Annotated in this window: 15 protein-coding genes and 1 other RNA gene; 13 read left to right on the top strand and 3 right to left on the bottom strand. The window is 53.4% G+C overall.

Annotated features, from left to right (window positions below; all coding sequences use genetic code 11):
* Positions 1-2: 2 nt before the first annotated feature.
* Both agaV and kbaZ read right to left on the bottom strand, forming a co-directional pair.
* Positions 3-476 carry a PTS N-acetylgalactosamine transporter subunit IIB gene (agaV, locus tag V5P19_RS15460; RefSeq protein WP_334404780.1) on the bottom strand — a complete coding sequence of 158 codons (474 nt, stop codon included), beginning with the start codon at positions 474-476 and terminating at the stop codon, positions 3-5.
* 20 nt (positions 477-496) lie between these two features.
* A complete protein-coding gene (gene kbaZ / locus V5P19_RS15455) occupies positions 497-1,792 on the bottom strand; it encodes a tagatose-bisphosphate aldolase subunit KbaZ (RefSeq protein WP_334404778.1) in 1,296 nt (431 codons plus the stop codon).
* A 247-nt stretch (positions 1,793-2,039) separates the two neighbouring features.
* Here kbaZ and V5P19_RS15450 point away from each other — a divergent pair, with 247 nt between their 5' ends.
* The gene (locus V5P19_RS15450; RefSeq protein ID WP_334404776.1) at positions 2,040-2,849 is read left to right on the top strand and encodes a DeoR family transcriptional regulator; all 810 of its coding nucleotides are present in this window, start codon (positions 2,040-2,042) and stop codon (positions 2,847-2,849) included.
* Positions 2,850-2,882: 33 nt separating this feature from the next.
* Here V5P19_RS15450 and garD read toward each other — a convergent pair whose 3' ends face one another.
* A complete protein-coding gene (garD, locus tag V5P19_RS15445) occupies positions 2,883-4,454 on the bottom strand; it encodes a galactarate dehydratase (protein ID WP_334404774.1) in 1,572 nt (523 codons plus the stop codon).
* 412 nt (positions 4,455-4,866) lie between these two features.
* On the opposite strand from garD, the gene V5P19_RS15440 reads away from it, so the two are divergent.
* The 12 genes from V5P19_RS15440 to V5P19_RS15385 all read left to right on the top strand — a co-directional run bounded on the left by V5P19_RS15440 (position 4,867) and on the right by V5P19_RS15385 (position 19,233).
* Entirely contained in the window at positions 4,867-6,201 is a 1,335-nt protein-coding gene (locus tag V5P19_RS15440) for an MFS transporter (protein WP_334404772.1), read from the top strand.
* Positions 6,202-6,216: 15 nt separating this feature from the next.
* Complete coding sequence (gene garL / locus V5P19_RS15435) at positions 6,217-6,987, top strand: 2-dehydro-3-deoxyglucarate aldolase (protein WP_334404770.1); 771 nt, start codon at positions 6,217-6,219, stop codon at positions 6,985-6,987.
* Positions 6,988-7,007: 20 nt separating this feature from the next.
* A complete protein-coding gene (gene garR, locus V5P19_RS15430) occupies positions 7,008-7,898 on the top strand; it encodes a 2-hydroxy-3-oxopropionate reductase (RefSeq protein WP_334404768.1) in 891 nt (296 codons plus the stop codon).
* A 60-nt stretch (positions 7,899-7,958) separates the two neighbouring features.
* Positions 7,959-9,104, top strand: a complete 1,146-nt coding sequence (gene garK, locus V5P19_RS15425; protein ID WP_334404766.1) for a glycerate 2-kinase — start codon at positions 7,959-7,961, stop codon at positions 9,102-9,104.
* A 32-nt stretch (positions 9,105-9,136) separates the two neighbouring features.
* Positions 9,137-9,515: RNase P RNA component class A (gene rnpB / locus V5P19_RS15420), an RNA gene on the top strand.
* A 664-nt stretch (positions 9,516-10,179) separates the two neighbouring features.
* Complete coding sequence (gene tdcA, locus V5P19_RS15415; RefSeq protein ID WP_334404765.1) at positions 10,180-11,100, top strand: transcriptional regulator TdcA; 921 nt, start codon at positions 10,180-10,182, stop codon at positions 11,098-11,100.
* 96 nt (positions 11,101-11,196) lie between these two features.
* Positions 11,197-12,186 carry a bifunctional threonine ammonia-lyase/L-serine ammonia-lyase TdcB gene (gene tdcB, locus V5P19_RS15410; protein WP_334404763.1) on the top strand — a complete coding sequence of 330 codons (990 nt, stop codon included), beginning with the start codon at positions 11,197-11,199 and terminating at the stop codon, positions 12,184-12,186.
* 9 nt (positions 12,187-12,195) lie between these two features.
* A complete protein-coding gene (gene tdcC, locus V5P19_RS15405; RefSeq protein WP_334404761.1) occupies positions 12,196-13,527 on the top strand; it encodes a threonine/serine transporter TdcC in 1,332 nt (443 codons plus the stop codon).
* Positions 13,528-13,557: 30 nt separating this feature from the next.
* Complete coding sequence (gene tdcD / locus V5P19_RS15400; protein WP_334404759.1) at positions 13,558-14,766, top strand: propionate kinase; 1,209 nt, start codon at positions 13,558-13,560, stop codon at positions 14,764-14,766.
* A 15-nt stretch (positions 14,767-14,781) separates the two neighbouring features.
* Entirely contained in the window at positions 14,782-17,076 is a 2,295-nt protein-coding gene (gene pflB / locus V5P19_RS15395; RefSeq protein ID WP_334404756.1) for a formate C-acetyltransferase, read from the top strand.
* Positions 17,077-17,229: 153 nt separating this feature from the next.
* Entirely contained in the window at positions 17,230-17,640 is a 411-nt protein-coding gene (locus tag V5P19_RS15390) for a Spy/CpxP family protein refolding chaperone (protein WP_334404754.1), read from the top strand.
* Positions 17,641-17,901: 261 nt separating this feature from the next.
* The gene (locus tag V5P19_RS15385; protein ID WP_334404752.1) at positions 17,902-19,233 is read left to right on the top strand and encodes a hypothetical protein; all 1,332 of its coding nucleotides are present in this window, start codon (positions 17,902-17,904) and stop codon (positions 19,231-19,233) included.
* Positions 19,234-19,244: the final 11 nt, after the last annotated feature.

The following is a 19,244-nucleotide window of genomic DNA, read 5'->3' as shown; positions in this document are numbered from 1 at the left end:
CCTCAGAGCAGTTTAAAGAGATCCAAAGCAGTTTCTGTTGGAACGCCCTGAACGAAGCATTCTACTCCGGCCGCCTTCAGGCCGTTGAACGCGGCGATATCGTTCGCGTCTACAGATACCGTTTTGGCAATTTGTTGTTTGCCATTGGCATAGTGCATGTTTCCGACGTTGATACGGGTAATGGGTACGCCACCCTCAACCAGCTTCAAAAAATCAGCGGGTGATTTGCAGACCAGAAGGATTTTCTGGCGGTCAGCGGCGCGGTGAATGGTGTCAATCACCTTTTGCAGTGACCAGAACCGCACGGCAATCCCTTCCGCGAGCACCATTTCCATCAGGTTTTGTTGAACCGGATCCTCTGCAACCTCGTCATTCGCGACCAGTACGAGGTTTGCCCCCGCAAACCCCACCCACTGCACGCCCACCTGACCGTGAATCAAACGTTCATCGATGCGGCATAAGACAATGTTTGGCATAGCGTTTTCCTCTTTTTTAATTATGCGTGTTGAGTCGTTACGCCTTCGCAGGCGGTGTGGTACTGCTGAAGTATGTCCTGAATGTGGCTGATGATGAGTTCACGCGGTGTGGACTTGAGAACCCCCTCGCGAACTTTGCTGTATTGCAGCGGCAGGTACTGGCTGATCAGCGGCAGCGGGATAGGGTCATCCGCCAGGTTGCGAACCAGCCGCTCAAACGCGTCGTCAATTTGGCTATCCGGCCAGTAATAGCGCACGCGGTCAGAGTAGCTGTAGCCGCGCGCAAGACGTCTGGCATTGCCATCACCGTGATAGTGGCTTTGCCAGTATTCGGGGCGATCGAGCATGACGTTTTCCAGCACGTGACGCAGGCCCGAGCTGGCTTTTGCAGTCAGCAGCTCCTCTTCAATGGCAGCCAGGGAAAAAAGCGCTTCACGAAGGGCGAAAGTGAGTGCCGGACCGACTTTGAGGATCGCAAAATGGTCTTTCACCAGTTGGCGAAGCGCCTGCGGTGTCTGGTAATCCGTTGAATGCGCTTCAAATACCAGCGTGTCGTAGGCTTCAACCATTTCACTCAGCGCGACCGCTTTGTGCGGCTGATAGTCGCAGACATGTGCGTGGTCAAATTCGACGCCAGGCTGTACGACTAAGCCAATAATGCGTGGCCAAATATCGTTTAACCCCTCCTTCTCGAACGCGTGGCGGTGGGCCTCAAGCGTAGCGCGTGCGGCATCAGGCGTGGTGACGGCCAGTTCGGTCAGCGTGTCATGAGCGCCGCCGGGCACGGGAACTTCCGTGCCGATAACATAGACCAGGTCAGATGCACCAAATTGTTCACGGCAGGTCGCTTCGGCTATTTTCGCCAGACGCGCCGCGCGTTCCGCGACGATCGCATCGGTTAAAGGAACCGGATCGTCCTGGCATGGCATGCTGCAGTCGAGGTGGATTTTTTTAAATCCGGCGGCAACATAGCTTTTGATCAGGTCGTCGGCGTGGGCCATAGCGTCAACAGCAGGCGAGTTTTGCCAGCGGTTAGGACCTAAATGATCGCCACCGAGTATCAGCTGTGATGTCGCAAAGCCTAGAGACTCCGCCAGCTTGCAGACAAATCCGTGAAAATCAGCGGGCGTCATGCCGGTATAGCCGCCAAACTGATCCACCTGATTGGAGGTCGCTTCAATCAACAGCGGTGTCTGATGCAAATGTGCATAACGAATGGCAGCTTCAAGTACCAGCGGATGGGCAGAACAGACGGCATAAATCCCGTTTGCATTGCCTCGTTTATGTTGATGCACCCTGTCTGTTAAATGTTTCACTTTCCTCTCCATTTACGATGGTACGGCTAGTTGTCTTTCGTTTTGTTTCACTTAATCCTGCATCATGGTGGTATAAAAATAAAACGAAAGATAATAGTTTTCCGATCTGTTTCACAAAAGAAACATAATGAAAGGTTTCAGTGGTGAGGTAGCGCGCGATTGAGCGTGTGAGAGGGCTTGCATTCGCATAAAAGAAAGGCGTTAATAGATAAAACGAAATGAAACGAAAGTTTATTAAGGAACTCGTATGAGCAGCACCGATTCATCCGCGGAGAAGCGCATCACCGGTACAAGTGAAAGGCGAGAGCAAATCATTCAGCGGTTGCGGGCGCAGGGAAGCGTGCAGGTGAACGATCTTTCTCATTTATATGGCGTGTCGACGGTAACGATCCGCAACGATCTGGCATTCCTTGAAAAACAAGGTATTGCGGTACGTGCGTATGGTGGCGCGTTAATTTGCGAAGGCAATGCGCCGGGCGTTGAGCCTTCTGTGGAAGACAAAAGCTCGCTCAATACGGCCGTGAAACGCAGTATTGCTCAGGTGGCGGCAGATTTGGTGAAGCCGGGGCATCGCATTATTCTCGACTCTGGTACAACGACCTTCGAGATCGCGCGAATGCTACGCCAGCATACGGACGTGATTGCCATGACCAACGGGATGAACGTTGCAAACGCTTTACTGGAAGCGGAAGGGGTAGAGCTGCTGATGACCGGCGGGCATTTGCGCCGTCAGTCGCAATCCTTCTATGGCGACCAGGCGGAGCAGTCCTTACAGAATTATCACTTTGACCTGCTGTTTCTAGGCGTCGACGCCATCGATCTCGATCGCGGTGTGAGTACCCACAACGAAGATGAAGCCCGTCTGAATCGCAAAATGTGTGAGGTTGCCGAGCGCATTATTGTGGTGACCGACTCCAGCAAATTTAACCGCTCCAGCCTGCATAAAATCATTGATACCCAAAGGATTGATATGATTATTGTCGACGATGGTATCCCGGCAGAGAGTCTGGAAGGGTTACGTAAAAGCGGCATTGATGTGGTGCTGGTGAAGGGGTAAAGACCCTCTCCCCAAAGGGGAGAGGGGGTAAACTCAGGTCACTGGCGCGGGGTTAAACACCGCCAGTTGATTATGCAGTCCCCATTGGTCGGAGAAGGTTTTTTTCCGCCCGCTCGCCACATCAAGAATGAAGTGGAACAGCTTCCAGCCCACATCCTCAATGCTCTCTTCGCCTGTGGCAATGGTCCCCGCGTTGATATCCATTAAGTCATACCAGCGGTTTGCCAGCTCGGTGCGGGTCGCCATCTTAATAACCGGTACCGCCATCAGGCCATACGGCGTACCGCGCCCGGTGGTAAAGACCTGTACCGTAATACCGGACGCCACCTGCTGTGTACCGCAGACGAAGTCGCTGGCAGGGGTTGCCGCATAGATAAGACCACGTTTGGTTGGGCGCTGTCCCGGCGAAAGCACTTCCACAATCGCGCTCTGGCCGGATTTAGCAATTGAGCCAAGGGCTTTTTCCACCACGTTAGCCAGGCCGCCTTTTTTGTTACCCGGAGACGGATTAGCACTGCGGTCGGTTTGCCCCATGTCGAGATAATTATCGTACCAGGCCATCTCTTCCAGCAGGCGTTTGCCAACGTCTTCGTCAATGGCGCGGGGCGTCAGCAGATGAATAGCATCCCGCACTTCGGTCACTTCAGAGAACATCACCGTGGCACCGCAGCGTACGAACAGGTCAGACGCATAGCCCACCGCCGGGTTGGCGGTTACGCCGGAAAACGCATCGCTGCCGCCGCACTGTGTTCCTACCACCAGCTCAGACGCCGGGCAGGTTTCCCGCTGGCGTTTGTTCAGTTTGTCCAGATGGCGCTCGGCCACCTGAAGGATATCGTCGACCATCGATTTAAAGCCAACGTGATGTTCATCCTGCAGGCGGACGATGCTGGCACTATCAACCGGAATGGCTTTTACATCCTCGGTGCCCTGCAGCAGGCGTTCTGGCTGCAGCTTTTCACAGCCCAGACCAATCACCATCACTTCGCCGCCGAAGTTAGGGTTCAGGGCGATATTGTGAAGGGTGCGGATCGGCACCACGGCGGCTGGCGCGTTGATCGCCACGCCGCAGCCGTAAAGGTGATTCAGACCGACCACGCCGTCGACGTTCGGGTATTTCGGCAGCAGATCGCGCTCGATGATTTTTACGACGTAATCCACCACGCCCGCCACGCAGTGCACGCTGGTGGTAATGCCGAGCAGGTTCTTGGTGCCAACGCTGCCGTCAGCGTAGCGGTAACCTTCAAAGGTGTAGCCTTCCAGAGGCGGCAGCGGTTCAGGCACGCGGGTGGCAAGCGGCAGGGTGTTCAGCGGCGGTGCTTTTGGCAGCTCGACCAGCGACTCCTCAATCCAACTCCCCTGCACAATGGCGCGAACGGCATAACCAATCACTTCACCGTAACGCACGATTTCGCCGTGAGCCGGGATATCCACCAGCGCAACTTTGTGGCCCTGCGGAATATGCTCAATCAGCTCCAGCCCATCGGGGAAACGGGTACCTGCTTTTAAGCCGTTGTCGTTGACAATAATCGCCACGTTATCCGTATCGTGAACTTTTATATAGAACGCAGTCGGCGATGCTTGTCGAATTTCAATATCGGCCATTGTTCAGTATTCTCCGGCAAAGTGTCTGATAATAAATGCAGCTATAAGGGTATTTACTTTCTTATTATCGAAATAAAAACGCTGCTTTCTTAAATAAAGAATGTCAGGACTTCTGGCTCAAGAATGTGATCAGGATCACTCAATAAAGCGAGGAGTAGCGCCATCCGGGCGATAATCCGTGATTCTGTGCATCAGCGCCCAGTGCTTTGGGCATATGCTCAAAATATTGTCCAATCATATCGTGATAATTGAGCATTAAGACAATGTGCGGTAGCCGGGTGATGTTTATACTGAATCACGATTTCATTGCGTCTGGTTAATTACCTGATATTGCCTGCTATCGATAAATAATCAGGAAAGACTTTTTCTTACCATTATAAATATAACTATCGATGTGCCAGAGGAAATAAACATGATACTGGATACCACCGTAGAAGCTAAAAAGGGTGTGCCCACCCGATATTTAATTCTGCTGATTATATTTATCGTTACGGCCATTAATTATGCTGACCGTGCGACGCTGTCGATTGCCGGTACTGAAGTGGCAAAGGAGCTGCAGTTAAGTGCCGTATCGATGGGCTACATCTTCTCCGCGTTCGGCTGGGCTTACCTGCTGATGCAAATTCCCGGTGGCTGGCTGCTCGATAAGTTCGGCTCCAAAAAAGTGTACACGTATAGCCTGTTCTTCTGGTCGCTCTTCACCTTCATGCAGGGCTTTGTGGATATCTTTCCGCTGGCTTGGGCTGGCGTGTCGATGTTCATCATGCGTTTTATGCTTGGCTTCTCAGAAGCGCCATCATTTCCGGCGAATGCCCGTATTGTGGCAGCCTGGTTCCCGACTAAAGAACGCGGTACGGCTTCAGCCCTCTTTAACGCGGCGCAATACTTTTCGTTGGCAATTTTCTCTCCGCTGCTTGGCTGGCTGACCTTCGCCTGGGGCTGGGAACATGTCTTTACCGTGATGGGCGTGATTGGCTTTGTGCTGACCGGCGTATGGGTCAAGTACATCCATAACCCGACCGATCACCCGCGGATGTCCGAGCAGGAACTGAAGTTTATCTCTGAAGGCGGCGCGGTGGTGGACATGGACCACAAAAAGACGGGCGCGCAGGTTGCAGGCGGTCCTAAGCTCCATTACATCAAACAGTTATTGACTAACCGCATGATGCTGGGCGTCTTTTTTGGTCAATACTTTATCAACACCATTACCTGGTTCTTCCTCACCTGGTTCCCGATTTATCTGGTGCAGGAAAAAGGGATGTCGATTCTGAAGGTGGGTCTGGTTGCGTCCATTCCGGCGCTGTGCGGTTTTGCCGGTGGCGTGCTGGGCGGCGTATTCTCGGATTATCTGATTAAGCAGGGCAAGACGATCACCCTGGCACGCAAGCTGCCTATTGTGCTCGGTATGCTGCTGGCTTCATCCATCATCCTGTGTAATTACACCGATAACACCGTTCTGGTGGTGGCGCTAATGGCGCTGGCCTTCTTCGGCAAGGGATTTGGGGCCCTGGGCTGGCCGGTTATTTCTGACACGGCGCCAAAAGAGATTGTTGGCCTGTGCGGCGGGGTGTTTAACGTCTTTGGCAACGTAGCGTCTATCGCGACGCCACTGGTAATTGGTTATCTGGTCAGTGAACTGCATTCGTTCAACGCGGCACTGGTATTTGTTGGCTGTTCAGCGTTGATGGCGATGTTCTGCTACCTGTTCGTGGTAGGCGACATCAAACGTATGGAATTGCAGAAATAAGCAAAGGTATAAGCGATGAGTAACGATATCTTCCCAAACAAGTTTAAAGCAGCCCTCGCGGCGAACCAGATTCAGATTGGCTGCTGGTCTGCACTGGCAAACCCTATCAGCACTGAAGTATTAGGCCTGGCCGGTTTCGACTGGCTGGTGCTCGACGGCGAACATGCGCCAAACGATATCAGCACCTTTATTCCGCAGCTAATGGCACTGAAAGGCAGCCATAGCGCGCCGGTAGTGCGTGTCCCAACCAATGAGCCGGTCATCATCAAGCGTCTACTGGATATCGGCTTCTATAACTTCCTGATCCCGTTTGTGGAGACTGAGGAAGAGGCTGTGCAGGCCGTGGCGTCTACACGCTATCCGCCGGAAGGCATCCGTGGTGTGTCTGTCTCCCACCGCGCCAACATGTTCGGCACTGTGCCGGACTACTTCGTGCAGTCCAACAAGAACATCACCATCCTGGTTCAGATTGAGAGCCAGCAGGGCGTCGACAACGTCGATGCTATCGCCGCGACCGAAGGCGTCGACGGCATCTTCGTTGGCCCAAGCGATCTGGCTGCCGCGTTCGGCCACCTGGGGAATGCCGGTCATCCTGAAGTGCAGCGCGCTATTCAGCACATCTTTGCCCGTGCCAAAGCGCACGGCAAACCGTGCGGCATTCTTGCCCCGGTTGAAGCAGATGCACGCCGCTACCTGGAATGGGGCGCGACCTTTGTTGCCGTAGGCAGCGACCTTGGCGTATTCCGCTCTGCCACGCAAAAATTAGCCGACGCTTTTAAAAAATAACCATCATTGAGGAAAAGATTATGACGCTGAAAGTAGGTTTTATCGGCCTGGGTATCATGGGTAAACCCATGAGCAAGAACCTCATTAAAGCAGGCTACTCGCTGGTGGTGCTAGACCGTAATTCAGACGCAGTGGCCGAGGTGATTTCTGCCGGGGCTGAAGCCGCAGCCACCGCAAAAGCCGTTGCCGAGCAGTGCGATGTGGTTATCACCATGCTGCCAAATTCCCCGCACGTGAAGGACGTGGCGCTGGGGGAGAGCGGCATTATCGACGGCGCGAAGCCGGGTCTGGTGGTGATTGATATGAGTTCTATCGCGCCTCTGGCAAGCCGTGAAATCAGCGACGCGCTGAAGGTGAAAGGCGTAGACATGCTGGATGCGCCGGTCAGCGGCGGTGAGCCAAAAGCCATCGACGGCACGCTGTCTGTGATGGTCGGCGGCGATAAGGCTATTTTTGATAAGTACTACGACCTGATGAAAGCCATGGCGGGTTCCGTGGTGCATACCGGTGAAATTGGCGCGGGCAACGTCACCAAGCTGGCGAATCAGGTGATTGTGGCGTTGAACATTGCCGCCATGTCTGAAGCACTGACCCTGGCAACCAAGGCGGGCGTTAATCCGGACCTGGTGTATCAGGCCATTCGCGGCGGTCTGGCGGGGAGCACCGTGCTGGATGCCAAAGCGCCGATGGTGATGGATCGTAACTTCAAGCCTGGCTTCCGTATCGATCTGCACATTAAAGATCTGGCGAACGCGCTGGATACCTCTCACGGCGTGGGCGCGCAGCTGCCGCTAACGGCTGCGGTGATGGAGATGATGCAGGCGCTGCGTGCAGATGGGCTGGGTACCGCCGACCACAGCGCGATTGCGTGCTACTACGAAAAACTGGCGAAGGTGGAAGTCTCTCGCTAATAAAAACGGGCGCGGGAACGCGCCCGGTATTTTTGCCGAGTGCAGTAACAGGCTACAACTATGAAAATCGTAATCGCGCCAGACTCTTATAAAGAAAGCCTTTCTGCCACCGAGGTAGCTCAGGCGATAGAAAAAGGATTTCGGGAAATCTTTCCGGATGCACTTTATGTTTCTGTACCTGTTGCTGACGGTGGGGAAGGGACAGTCGAAGCGATGATCGCTGCTACCCAGGGCTCTGAGCAGCATGCTGTGGTCACCGGCCCGTTGGGTGAAAAGGTTAACGCCTGCTGGGGGATGTCCGGCGACGGTAGCACCGCATTTATTGAGATGGCGGCCGCCAGCGGTCTGGCACTTGTCCCTCCCGCACAGCGTAATCCGCGGGTGACCACCTCACGCGGCACGGGAGAACTTATTCTCAGCGCACTGGATAAAGGCGCGCGCAATATCATTATCGGCATTGGCGGGAGTTCAACCAATGACGGCGGCGCCGGGATGATGCAGGCGCTCGGGGCGAAGCTTACCGATGCAAACGGAACTGAGATTGGTTACGGCGGCGGTAGCCTGATGGCGCTGAACCATATCGATATCGCCGGGCTTGATGCCCGACTCAAGGGCTGCACTATCCGCGTCGCGTGCGATGTTACAAACCCGCTGGTGGGGGAGAAAGGGGCTTCGCGCATTTTTGGCCCGCAAAAAGGGGCGACTGAGGGGATGATCCTCGAACTCGACGCCAACCTCAGCCACTATGCTGACATCATTAAAAAATCCCTGCACATCGACGTGAAGCATGTTTCGGGCGCGGGGGCTGCCGGTGGAATGGGCGCCGCGCTCATGGCATTCCTTGGTGCAGAGCTAAAGAGCGGCATTGAGATTGTCACCCAGGCGCTTAATCTCGAAGAGCATATCCATGATTGCACTTGGGTGCTGACGGGGGAAGGGCGCATCGACAGCCAGAGTATTCACGGCAAAGTCCCGGTTGGCGTGGCAAAGGTGGCTAAAAAATACCATAAGCCGGTGATCGGTATTGCCGGTAGCCTGACGCAGGACGTCGGCGTGGTGCATCAGTACGGCATTGACGCGGTGTTCAGCGTGTTGGCCAGTATTGGTTCGCTGGAAGAGGCCTTCCGCGCAGCCCATGACAATATTTATCGCGCTTCGCGCAATATCGCCGCCACTTTGCTGGTGGGGATGCACACCCAAGGGTGACAGCAGGGCGCAAACCCTCTATACTTCGCGCCGAAGCTGACCAGACAGTCGCCGCTTCGTCGTCGTCCCCTTTCGGGGGGAGACGGGCGGAGGGGAGGAAAGTCCGGGCTCCATAGGGCAGGGTGCCAGGTAACGCCTGGGGGGGAAACCCACGACCAGTGCAACAGAGAGCAAACCGCCGATGGCCCACGCAAGTGGGATCAGGTAAGGGTGAAAGGGTGCGGTAAGAGCGCACCGCGCGGCTGGTAACAGTCCGTGGCACGGTAAACTCCACCCGGAGCAAGGCCAAATAGGGGTTCACATGGTACGGCCCGTACTGAACCCGGGTAGGCTGCTTGAGCCAGTGAGCGATTGCTGGCCTAGATGAATGACTGTCCACGACAGAACCCGGCTTATCGGTCAGCTTCAACTTCTTCTGGAACCCCGCTTCGGCGGGGTTTTGTTTTTTTGCGCCCCCTGACCTGTCTCACAAACGACATCAATTCTCATATTTGCGACATCAAGCACATTTCACTGTTTTATCGGAGAATGATTCCATTCATCATCCAGTATCGATCGCAATCACAAAATTTCACGCTAATAAATCATGGTTTTGTAGTGTTGTGAATTTGTTGTTGTTGTTGCTTTGATGGTAACCAATCTTTTCTTAATTGATATGCATATATTGAAATTAAAAACATTCATCCCGTAAATGTGTGACGTCTTCCACTCTTTCTGGTTATTCCACGTATTCATTATTGGGATATTTGATAAATCACAAAAATGTTTTAAAAGAATAATGACTACTTATTAACCTTTAATTGCCTGAAAGATAGTCTTTATTGATAATTATAAATAGAAAAAAACGACGGCAGTTATCGCCATAAAATAAATTTATCCTCACTCTTTTTTTTGATCAATATCAGCGTATTAGCGTGTTTGTATTCTTTTATCTGTTTGATATTAAATGATTTTATTTGCTTTTTGGAACCTGCGTCAGGCGTGTGAAAAGACAAATTGTGAGTAACAGCACATACCCCGTTAAACATTATTGAGTAGAATTCATCCCGTCATAGGGAAATAAGCGCAGAATATTATGAACACTATTATTCTACCGAAAACACAGCACCTGGTGGTATTTCAGGAAGTCATCAAAAGTGGCTCCATAGGTTCTGCTGCAAGGCAACTGGGTCTGACGCAACCCGCAGTCAGCAAAATTATCAGTGATATCGAATCTTACTTCGGTACTGAAGTGATGATCCGCAAAAACACGGGCGTAAAACTGACCGCCGCAGGCCAGGTTCTGCTGTCGTACTCTGAGTCGATCACCCGCGAGATGAAAAACATGGTGAGCGAGATTAATAGCCTCAGTTTCAGCACCGTCATGGACGTATCCTTTGGTTACCCGTCGCTGATTGGCTTCACCTTCCTGTCTGAGATGATCAAAAAATTCAAGGAAGTGTTCCCAAAAGCGCGTGTCTCAATGTATGAAGCGCAGCTCTCGTCGTTCCTGCCCGCGATTCGCGACGGCCGGCTAGATTTCGCTATTGGTACACTGAGCGATGAAATGCTGCTTCAGGATCTGCACGTCGAGCCGCTGTTTGAATCTGAATTTGTGCTGGTCGCCAGTCAATCACGAACGTGCACCGGCTCGACGACACTGGCATCGCTCACGCACGAGCAGTGGGTGATGCCGCAAACCGATATGGGCTACTACAAAGAACTCCTGAGCACCCTGCAAGACAACCACATCAGCATTGAAAATATCGTCCAGACCGATTCTGTCGTGACCATTTATAACCTTGTCCTGAATGCCGATTACCTGACGGTTATTCCCCGCGATATGATTGCGCCGTTCGGTTCTGACCAGTTTATTGTCCTGCCGGTGGAAGATGAATTACCTGTCGCGCGCTATGCTGCCGTATGGTCAAAAAATTACAGTATAAAAAAATCGGCGTCAGTATTAGTTGAACTAGCAAAACAATATTCGTCGATGAATATCGACAGACGACGATAGAAATAAGTGATTTTTAAAACACCCGGAGCGACGTTTTTAAACGCTCTGACACCCTGACTTTGCCTGAAGAAAATGAATTATTATAACGAGGATATTATGCACATTACTTACGATCTCCCGGTGACAATTGAAGATATTCAGGATGCCAGAAAACGACTGGCTGGAAAAATATACAAAACTGGTATGCCGCGCTCAAATTATCTCAGTGAACGCTGTAAAGGCGAGATATTCCTGAAGTTTGAAAATATGCAGCGTACTGGTTCTTTCAAAATTCGCGGCGCATTTAACAAATTAAGCTCGCTGACCGATGCTGAAAAACGTAAAGGCGTGGTGGCCTGTTCCGCCGGAAACCACGCTCAGGGCGTATCGCTCTCGTGCGCCATGCTGGGTATTGACGGCAAAGTGGTGATGCCAATGGGCGCACCGACATCCAAGGTTGCCGCCACGCGCGACTACTCCGCAGAAGTGGTGCTCCATGGTGAGAACTTCAACGACACTATCGCTAAGGTGAGCGAAATTGTGGAGATGGAGGGTCGCATTTTTATTCCGCCCTACGATGACCCGAAAGTCATTGCCGGGCAAGGTACCATCGGCCTGGAAATTCTTGAAGATTTGTACGATGTGGATAACGTGATTGTCCCCATCGGTGGCGGCGGTTTAATTGCGGGTATTGCAACCGCGATTAAATCCATCAACCCGACCATTAATATTATCGGCGTACAGTCTGAAAACGTTCATGGCATGGCGGCATCGTACCAGGCAGGCAAAATTATAAACCATCGTGTGACGGGAACATTAGCCGATGGTTGCGATGTCTCGCGTCCCGGTAATTTAACCTTCGAAATTGTTTGTGAACTTGTCGATGACATTGTGCTGGTCAGTGAAGACGATATTCGCAACAGCATGATTGCCCTCATTCAGCGAAATAAAGTGGTAACCGAAGGTGCCGGTGCGCTGGCGTGTGCGGCGTTATTAAGCGGCAAGCTCGATCGCTATATTCAGGGGCGTAAAACCGTCTGCATTATTTCCGGCGGCAATATCGATCTCTCCCGTGTTTCCCAGATTACCGGCTTCGTTGACGCATAAGGATGACCTATGAGCAACACTGAAAGCATTATCGTTGGCCAGACAAAAACGTCCACCTGGCGTAAGTCTGATACCACCTGGACGCTCGGCCTGTTTGGAACCGCCATCGGCGCAGGCGTGCTGTTCTTCCCAATCCGTGCAGGCTTTGGCGGCTTGATCCCCATCCTGCTGATGCTGGTTCTCGCGTTCCCCATTGCATTTTACTGCCACCGTGCGCTGGCGCGGCTGTGTTTGTCCGGCAGTAATGTGTCCGGCAACATCACCGAGACGGTAGAGGAGCACTTCGGTAAAACCGGTGGGGTGGTTATCACCTTCCTCTACTTCTTTGCCATTTGTCCGTTACTGTGGATTTACGGCGTTACCATTACCAACACCTTTATGACCTTCTGGGAAAACCAGCTCCAGATGCCAGCGCTCAACCGCGGCTTTGTGGCACTGTTCCTGCTGCTGCTGATGGCCTTTGTAATCTGGTTTGGTAAAGACCTGATGGTGAAGGTAATGAGCTTCCTGGTGTTCCCGTTTATCGCCAGTCTGGTGCTGATTTCTCTGTCGCTGATCCCTTACTGGAACTCCGCAGTGATCGACCAGGTCAACCTGAGCGATATTGCCTTTACCGGCCATGACGGCATCCTGGTTACGGTGTGGTTGGGGATCTCCATCATGGTCTTCTCCTTTAACTTCTCGCCCATTGTCTCCTCGTTTGTCGTCTCTAAACGTGAAGAGTACGAACCTGAGTTCGGGAAAGAGTTTACCGAGCAAAAATGTTCCAAAATCATCGGCCGCGCCAGCCTGCTGATGGTCGCCGTGGTGATGTTCTTCGCCTTTAGCTGCCTGTTTACGCTCTCCCCGCAGAATATGGCGGACGCCAAGGCGCAGAACATTCCGGTGCTCTCATACCTGGCGAACCACTTCTCATCAATGTCAGGGAGCAAGTCAACCTTCGCAACGGTGCTTGAATATGGCGCATCCATCATTGCGCTGGTCGCTATCTTCAAATCCTTCTTCGGCCACTATCTTGGCACGCTGGAAGGGCTGAACGGCCTGATCCTCAAGTTTGGCTATAAGGGCGATAAGAAGAAGGTCTCCGTGGGCAAGCTGAACACCATCAGCATGGTGTTTATCATGGGCTCCACCTGGGTTGTGGCCTATGCCAACCCGAACATTCTCGACCTGATTGAAGCCATGGGTGCGCCAATCATTGCCTCTCTGCTGTGCCTGCTGCCGATGTACGCCATCCGAAAAGCGCCGGCGTTGGCGAAATACAAAGGCAAAACCGAGAACATCTTCGTCACCATTGTCGGCCTGCTGACCATTCTGAATATCGTTTACAAACTGTTCTAAACCAAGGCTCAGGAAGAGCGGAGTAAAACCATGATTGAGTTTCCGGTTGTACTGGTTATTAACTGCGGGTCGTCCTCGGTTAAGTTTTCGGTCATTGATGCCAGCAGCTGCGATGCCCTGATGACGGGTATTGCAGACGGCATCAACACTGAAAAGGCCTTTATTTCCGTGAATGGGGGTGAGCCGGTCAGACTGGCTCACCAGGACTACGAAGGGGCGTTGGCTGCCATCGCCCTGGCGCTGGAGAAACGCGACCTGATGAGCAGCGTGGCCTTAATTGGCCACCGTATTGCCCACGGCGGTGAACTCTTCAGCGAGTCGACCCTGATTACGGAAGAGGTGATTGAGCAGATCCGCCAGGTTTCCCCGCTGGCACCGCTGCATAACTACGCCAACTTAAGCGGCGTGGAAGCCGCAGAGCGCCTGTTCCCGGGCGTACAGCAGGTGGCGGTATTTGATACCAGCTTCCACCAGACGCTACCCCCGCAGGCGTATCTGTACGGGTTGCCGTACCGCTATTTCGAAGAGCTTGGCGTGCGTCGCTACGGCTTCCACGGCACCTCTCACCGCTACGTGGCCGGGCAGGCGCAGGCGCTGCTCGGGCTGTCCCCCGATGACAGCGGTCTGGTGATTGCCCATCTCGGCAACGGGGCATCCCTCTGTGCGGTGCGCAATGGCGAAAGCGTGGATACCTCCATGGGGATGACGCCGCTGGAAGGGCTGGTGATGGGCACGCGCTGCGGCGACGTGGACTTCGGCGCGATGGCGTGGATTGCCCAGCAGACCGGCCAGTCGTTCGAGGACCTGGAGCGCGTGGTCAACAAAGAGTCGGGCCTGCTTGGGATCTCCGGCATTTCCTCAGATCTGCGGGCGCTGGAGAAAGCTTGGCATGCGGGGCATGAGCGAGCGCAGCTGGCCATTCAAACCTTTGTCCACCGCATCGCGCGGCACATCGCCGGACACGCGGCGTCTCTTCACCGGCTGGATGGCGTGGTGTTTACCGGCGGTATTGGTGAGAACTCCACGCTTGTCCGCGCGCTGGTGGCCGATCGCCTGAAGGTGTTTGGCATTGTCCTTGATGACGCCAAAAATGCGCTGCCGGGCAGTACGGGCGAGCGCGTGATCACCACCGATTCATCCCGCGTGGCCTGCGCGGTGATCCCCACTAACGAAGAAAAAATGATCGCGCTGGATGCCCTCCGTCTTGGAAACGTCGCGCCAGCAGCGGCTTACGCCTGATAAAGCGAGAATGAAATGAAAGTAACAATCGATACAGGCGTCGCGCCTTACAGCGACGCATGGGCCGGGTTTCGCGGTGAAGAATGGAAAGACGCCGTTAACGTGCGCGATTTTATTCAGCATAACTACACCCCTTATGAAGGCGATGAGGTTTTCCTCGCGCAGGCGACGCCAGCAACGACGGCGCTGTGGCAGAAGGTGATGGTCGGCATTCGTCAGGAGAATGCCACCCACGCCCCGGTGGATTTTGACACTAACATCGCCACCACCATTACCGCTCATGGGCCGGGCTATATTGACCAGGATCTGGAAACGATCGTCGGCCTGCAAACCGATAAACCGCTCAAGCGCGCGCTGCATCCGTACGGCGGGATCAATATGATCCGCAGCTCCTTCGATGCCTATGGTCATGAGATGGATCCGCAGTTTGAATATTTGTTTACCGATCTGCGCAAAACGCATAACCAGGGCGTCTTTGACGTCTATTCTCCGGAAATGATGCGCTGCCGTAAATCCGGCGTGCTGACCGGTCTGCCGGACGGCTACGGGCGCGGGCGTATCATCGGCGACTACCGCCGCGTGGCGCTGTACGGCATTAGCTATCTGGTGCGCGAACGTGAGCTGCAGTTTGCCGATCTACAGGGGAAACTCGAGCGCGGTGACGATCTGGAAGCCACGATCCGCCTGCGCGAAGAGCTGGCGGAACATAAGCGCGCGCTGCTGCAGATCCAGCAGATGGCCTCAAGCTATGGCTGCGATATATCACGTCCGGCGATCACCGCTCAGGAAGCGGTGCAGTGGGTGTACTTTGCTTATCTGGCGGCGGTGAAATCCCAGAACGGCGGCGCGATGTCGCTGGGGCGTACGGCCTCTTTCCTCGATATCTACATTGAGCGTGACATGCAGGCCGGACGCCTGAATGAGGTCCAGGCTCAGGAGCTGATCGACCACTTCATCATGAAGATCCGCATGGTGCGTTTCCTGCGTACGCCGGAATTCGACACCCTGTTCTCCGGCGATCCGATCTGGGCAACAGAGGTGATCGGCGGAATGGGGCTGGATGGCCGCACGCTGGTGACCAAAAACAGCTTCCGCTACCTGCATACGCTACACACCATGGGGCCTGCGCCGGAGCCAAACCTGACGATCCTCTGGTCTGAACATCTGCCTATCGCGTTCAAGAAATACGCCGCGCAGGTATCGATCGTCACTTCGTCGCTGCAATACGAGAACGACGACCTGATGCGCGCTGACTTCGACAGCGACGATTACGCGATAGCCTGCTGCGTCAGCCCGATGGTGATCGGCAAGCAGATGCAGTTCTTTGGCGCACGCGCCAACCTTGCAAAAACGCTGCTGTACGCGATCAACGGCGGGGTGGACGAGAAGCTGAAGATCCAGGTCGGACCCAAAACCGAGCCGCTGCTGGATGACGTGCTGGATTACGACACCGTGATGGCGAGTCTGGATCACTTCATGGACTGGCTGGCGGTGCAGTACATCAGCGCGCTGAATCTTATTCACTACATGCACGATAAGTACAGCTATGAAGCCTCGTTGATGGCGCTGCATGACCGGGACGTCTATCGCACCATGGCTTGCGGCATCGCCGGGCTGTCGGTGGCGGCAGATTCTCTGGCAGCAATAAAATATGCGACGGTGAAACCGGTGCGCGACCACACCGGCCTGGCGGTCGATTTTGTGATTGAAGGCGACTACCCGCAGTACGGCAATAATGACGATCGCGTGGACAGCATTGCCTGCGACCTGGTTGAACGCTTTATGAAGAAGATTCAGGCGTTACCCACCTATCGCAACGCGGTGCCGACCCAGTCGATCCTGACCATTACCTCAAACGTGGTGTACGGCGAGAAAACCGGGAACACGCCGGACGGACGCCGCGGCGGCACGCCGTTTGCGCCGGGCGCTAACCCAATGCACGGGCGTGACAGGAAAGGGGCAGTAGCGTCGTTAACCTCGGTAGCCAAATTGCCGTTTACCTACGCCAAGGACGGGATCTCTTATACGTTCTCCATCGTCCCGCAGGCGCTAGGGAAAGATGATGGGGTGCGCAAAACCAACCTTGTCGGGCTGCTGGACGGGTATTTCCATCACGAAGCCACTATTGAGGGCGGGCAACATCTGAACGTCAACGTCATGAACCGGGAAATGCTGCTGGATGCGATTGCGCATCCGGACAATTATCCGAACCTGACCATTCGCGTTTCAGGCTACGCCGTGCGATTTAACGCCCTGACGCGTGAACAACAGCAGGATGTCATTTCGCGAACGTTTACCCAGGCGATATGATGTCAACCCGTTGCCATGCCCCCTTAAGACAGGGGGCATTTTTTTTGCCCGCTGAACATACAAAATTGTTTATATAATTACTCACACATATTCATCCGTTCTTGAAAAACAATGTTCCTGTTTTTTCCCCTAACAGAATGTAAGGACAGTAAGATGATGAAAATGACCCGTATCGCGTTGGTCGCGGCTTCACTGGCGGTGTGCAGTTTTACGGCACAGGCCGCCAACGTTGAGGCTGCCCCCTCTCCGTCGCAAGATCCGCTGGTCCAGCACCTGAAGCTGAGTAATGAGCAGGTGAAAAAGATAGACGATCTCCACAAGCAACTGGAACAAAACGTCAGTATGATCCCCATGACTGGCGTGAAAAACGGCGCATTGGTCGATATGTTCCAGTCAGGGAAATGGGATGAAAGCACGGTGAAAAGCCAGCTGGCTGCCTTCAGCAAAATTGAAGAGCAGGCGCGCTATTATCGCGTGAAATACTATTTTGACGTAAGCCAGGTACTCACGCCGGAGCAGCGTAAACAGGTGAAAACCGATATGGCTAACGCGCTGGCGGATTGATTTCGGACCCGCGCGATGCGTGGGTTCTATTTCTTTGATCGCCATCACTTTTAGAAATAACTTTCTATATTCATCGCCACAGAAGTATTTTTTCCTCCTTACTCTGTAAATCCACACAAAACTTGTGACAATTTTCTCCCTCGCTCCGGATATGATCTTCCCACACCAATAACACACACCTGCAGCACGCTGAATCGCAATCGCTGGCGATCGGAAACCTATAAAAACAACTGTTTACCCTACAAAATAAGCGAGTGCCTTATGGATACGGCAACAAACAGCAGTGTGATTGTGAATAATTCCCCCGCGGCAAGACGGGCTGGAATGAGTGAAAGCGAATGGCGAGAGGCCATTAAATTCGACAGCAGCGACACGGGCTGGGTCATTATGAGTATCGGGATGGCCATCGGTGCAGGGATTGTATTTCTCCCGGTGCAGGTGGGATTAATGGGGCTGTGGGTCTTTCTGCTCTCATCCATTATTGGTTATCCGGCCATGTATTTATTCCAGCGTCTGTTTATTAATACGCTGGCGGAATCGCCGGAATGCAAAGATTATCCAAGCGTTATCAGCGGCTACCTTGGGAAAAACTGGGGTATTTTATTAGGCGCGCTCTATTTCGTGATGCTGGTGATCTGGATGTTTGTCTATTCCACGGCGATCACCAACGACAGCGCGTCGTATTTGCATACCTTCGGCGTGACCGACCACGTGCTCTCTGAAAATCCTTTTTACGGGTTATTCTTGATTTGTATTTTGGTGGCGATCTCCTCGCGTGGGGAAAAGCTGCTGTTTAAAGTCTCCAGCCTGATGGTGCTCACCAAGCTACTGGTGGTTGCCGCGCTGGGCCTGTCGATGATTGGGCTTTGGCACTTAGCCAATGTCGGCATGCTGCCACCGATGGGGCTGCTGATTAAAAACGCCATTATTACGCTGCCCTTTACCTTAACGTCGATCCTGTTTATTCAGACGCTTAGCCCGATGGTTATCTCTTACCGTTCACGGGAAAAATCTGTCGAGGTGGCGCGGCATAAAGCGCTGCGGGCGATGAATATTGCCTTTGGCGTACTGTTTGTGACGGTCTTTTTCTATGCTGTCTCCTTCACGCTGGCGATGGGGCACGACGAGGCGGTCAAAGCCTACGAGCAGAATATTTCGGCTCTGGCGATTGCGGCGCAGTTTATTAGCGGTGACGGTGCGGGCTGGGTCAAAATCGTCAGCGTTATTCTGAATATCTTTGCCGTCATGACGGCCTTCTTCGGCGTCTATCTTGGTTTTCGCGAGGCTACGCAGGGCATTGTGATGAACATCCTGCGCCGTAAAATGCCGGCAGAGAAAATCAATGAACGTACCGTACAGCGCGGCATCATGCTGTTCGCCATCCTCCTTGCCTGGAGCGCCATTGTTTTGAACGCCCCGGTACTGAGCTTCACTTCTATTTGTAGTCCTATCTTTGGCATGGTTGGCTGCCTGATCCCGGCGTGGCTGGTCTACAAAGTCCCGGCGCTGCATAAATATAAAGGCGTATCCCTGGTGATTATTATCATCACTGGACTACTGCTTTGTGTTTCTCCTTTCCTCGCGTTTTCCTGAGGGCAAATAAG

Source organism: Enterobacter sp. UNJFSC 003 (assembly GCF_036903355.1).
Taxonomy (GTDB): Bacteria; Pseudomonadota; Gammaproteobacteria; order Enterobacterales; family Enterobacteriaceae; genus Enterobacter.
The sequence above is the reverse complement of the archived record's forward strand: the minus strand, read 5'-3'. Positions and strand labels throughout refer to the sequence as shown.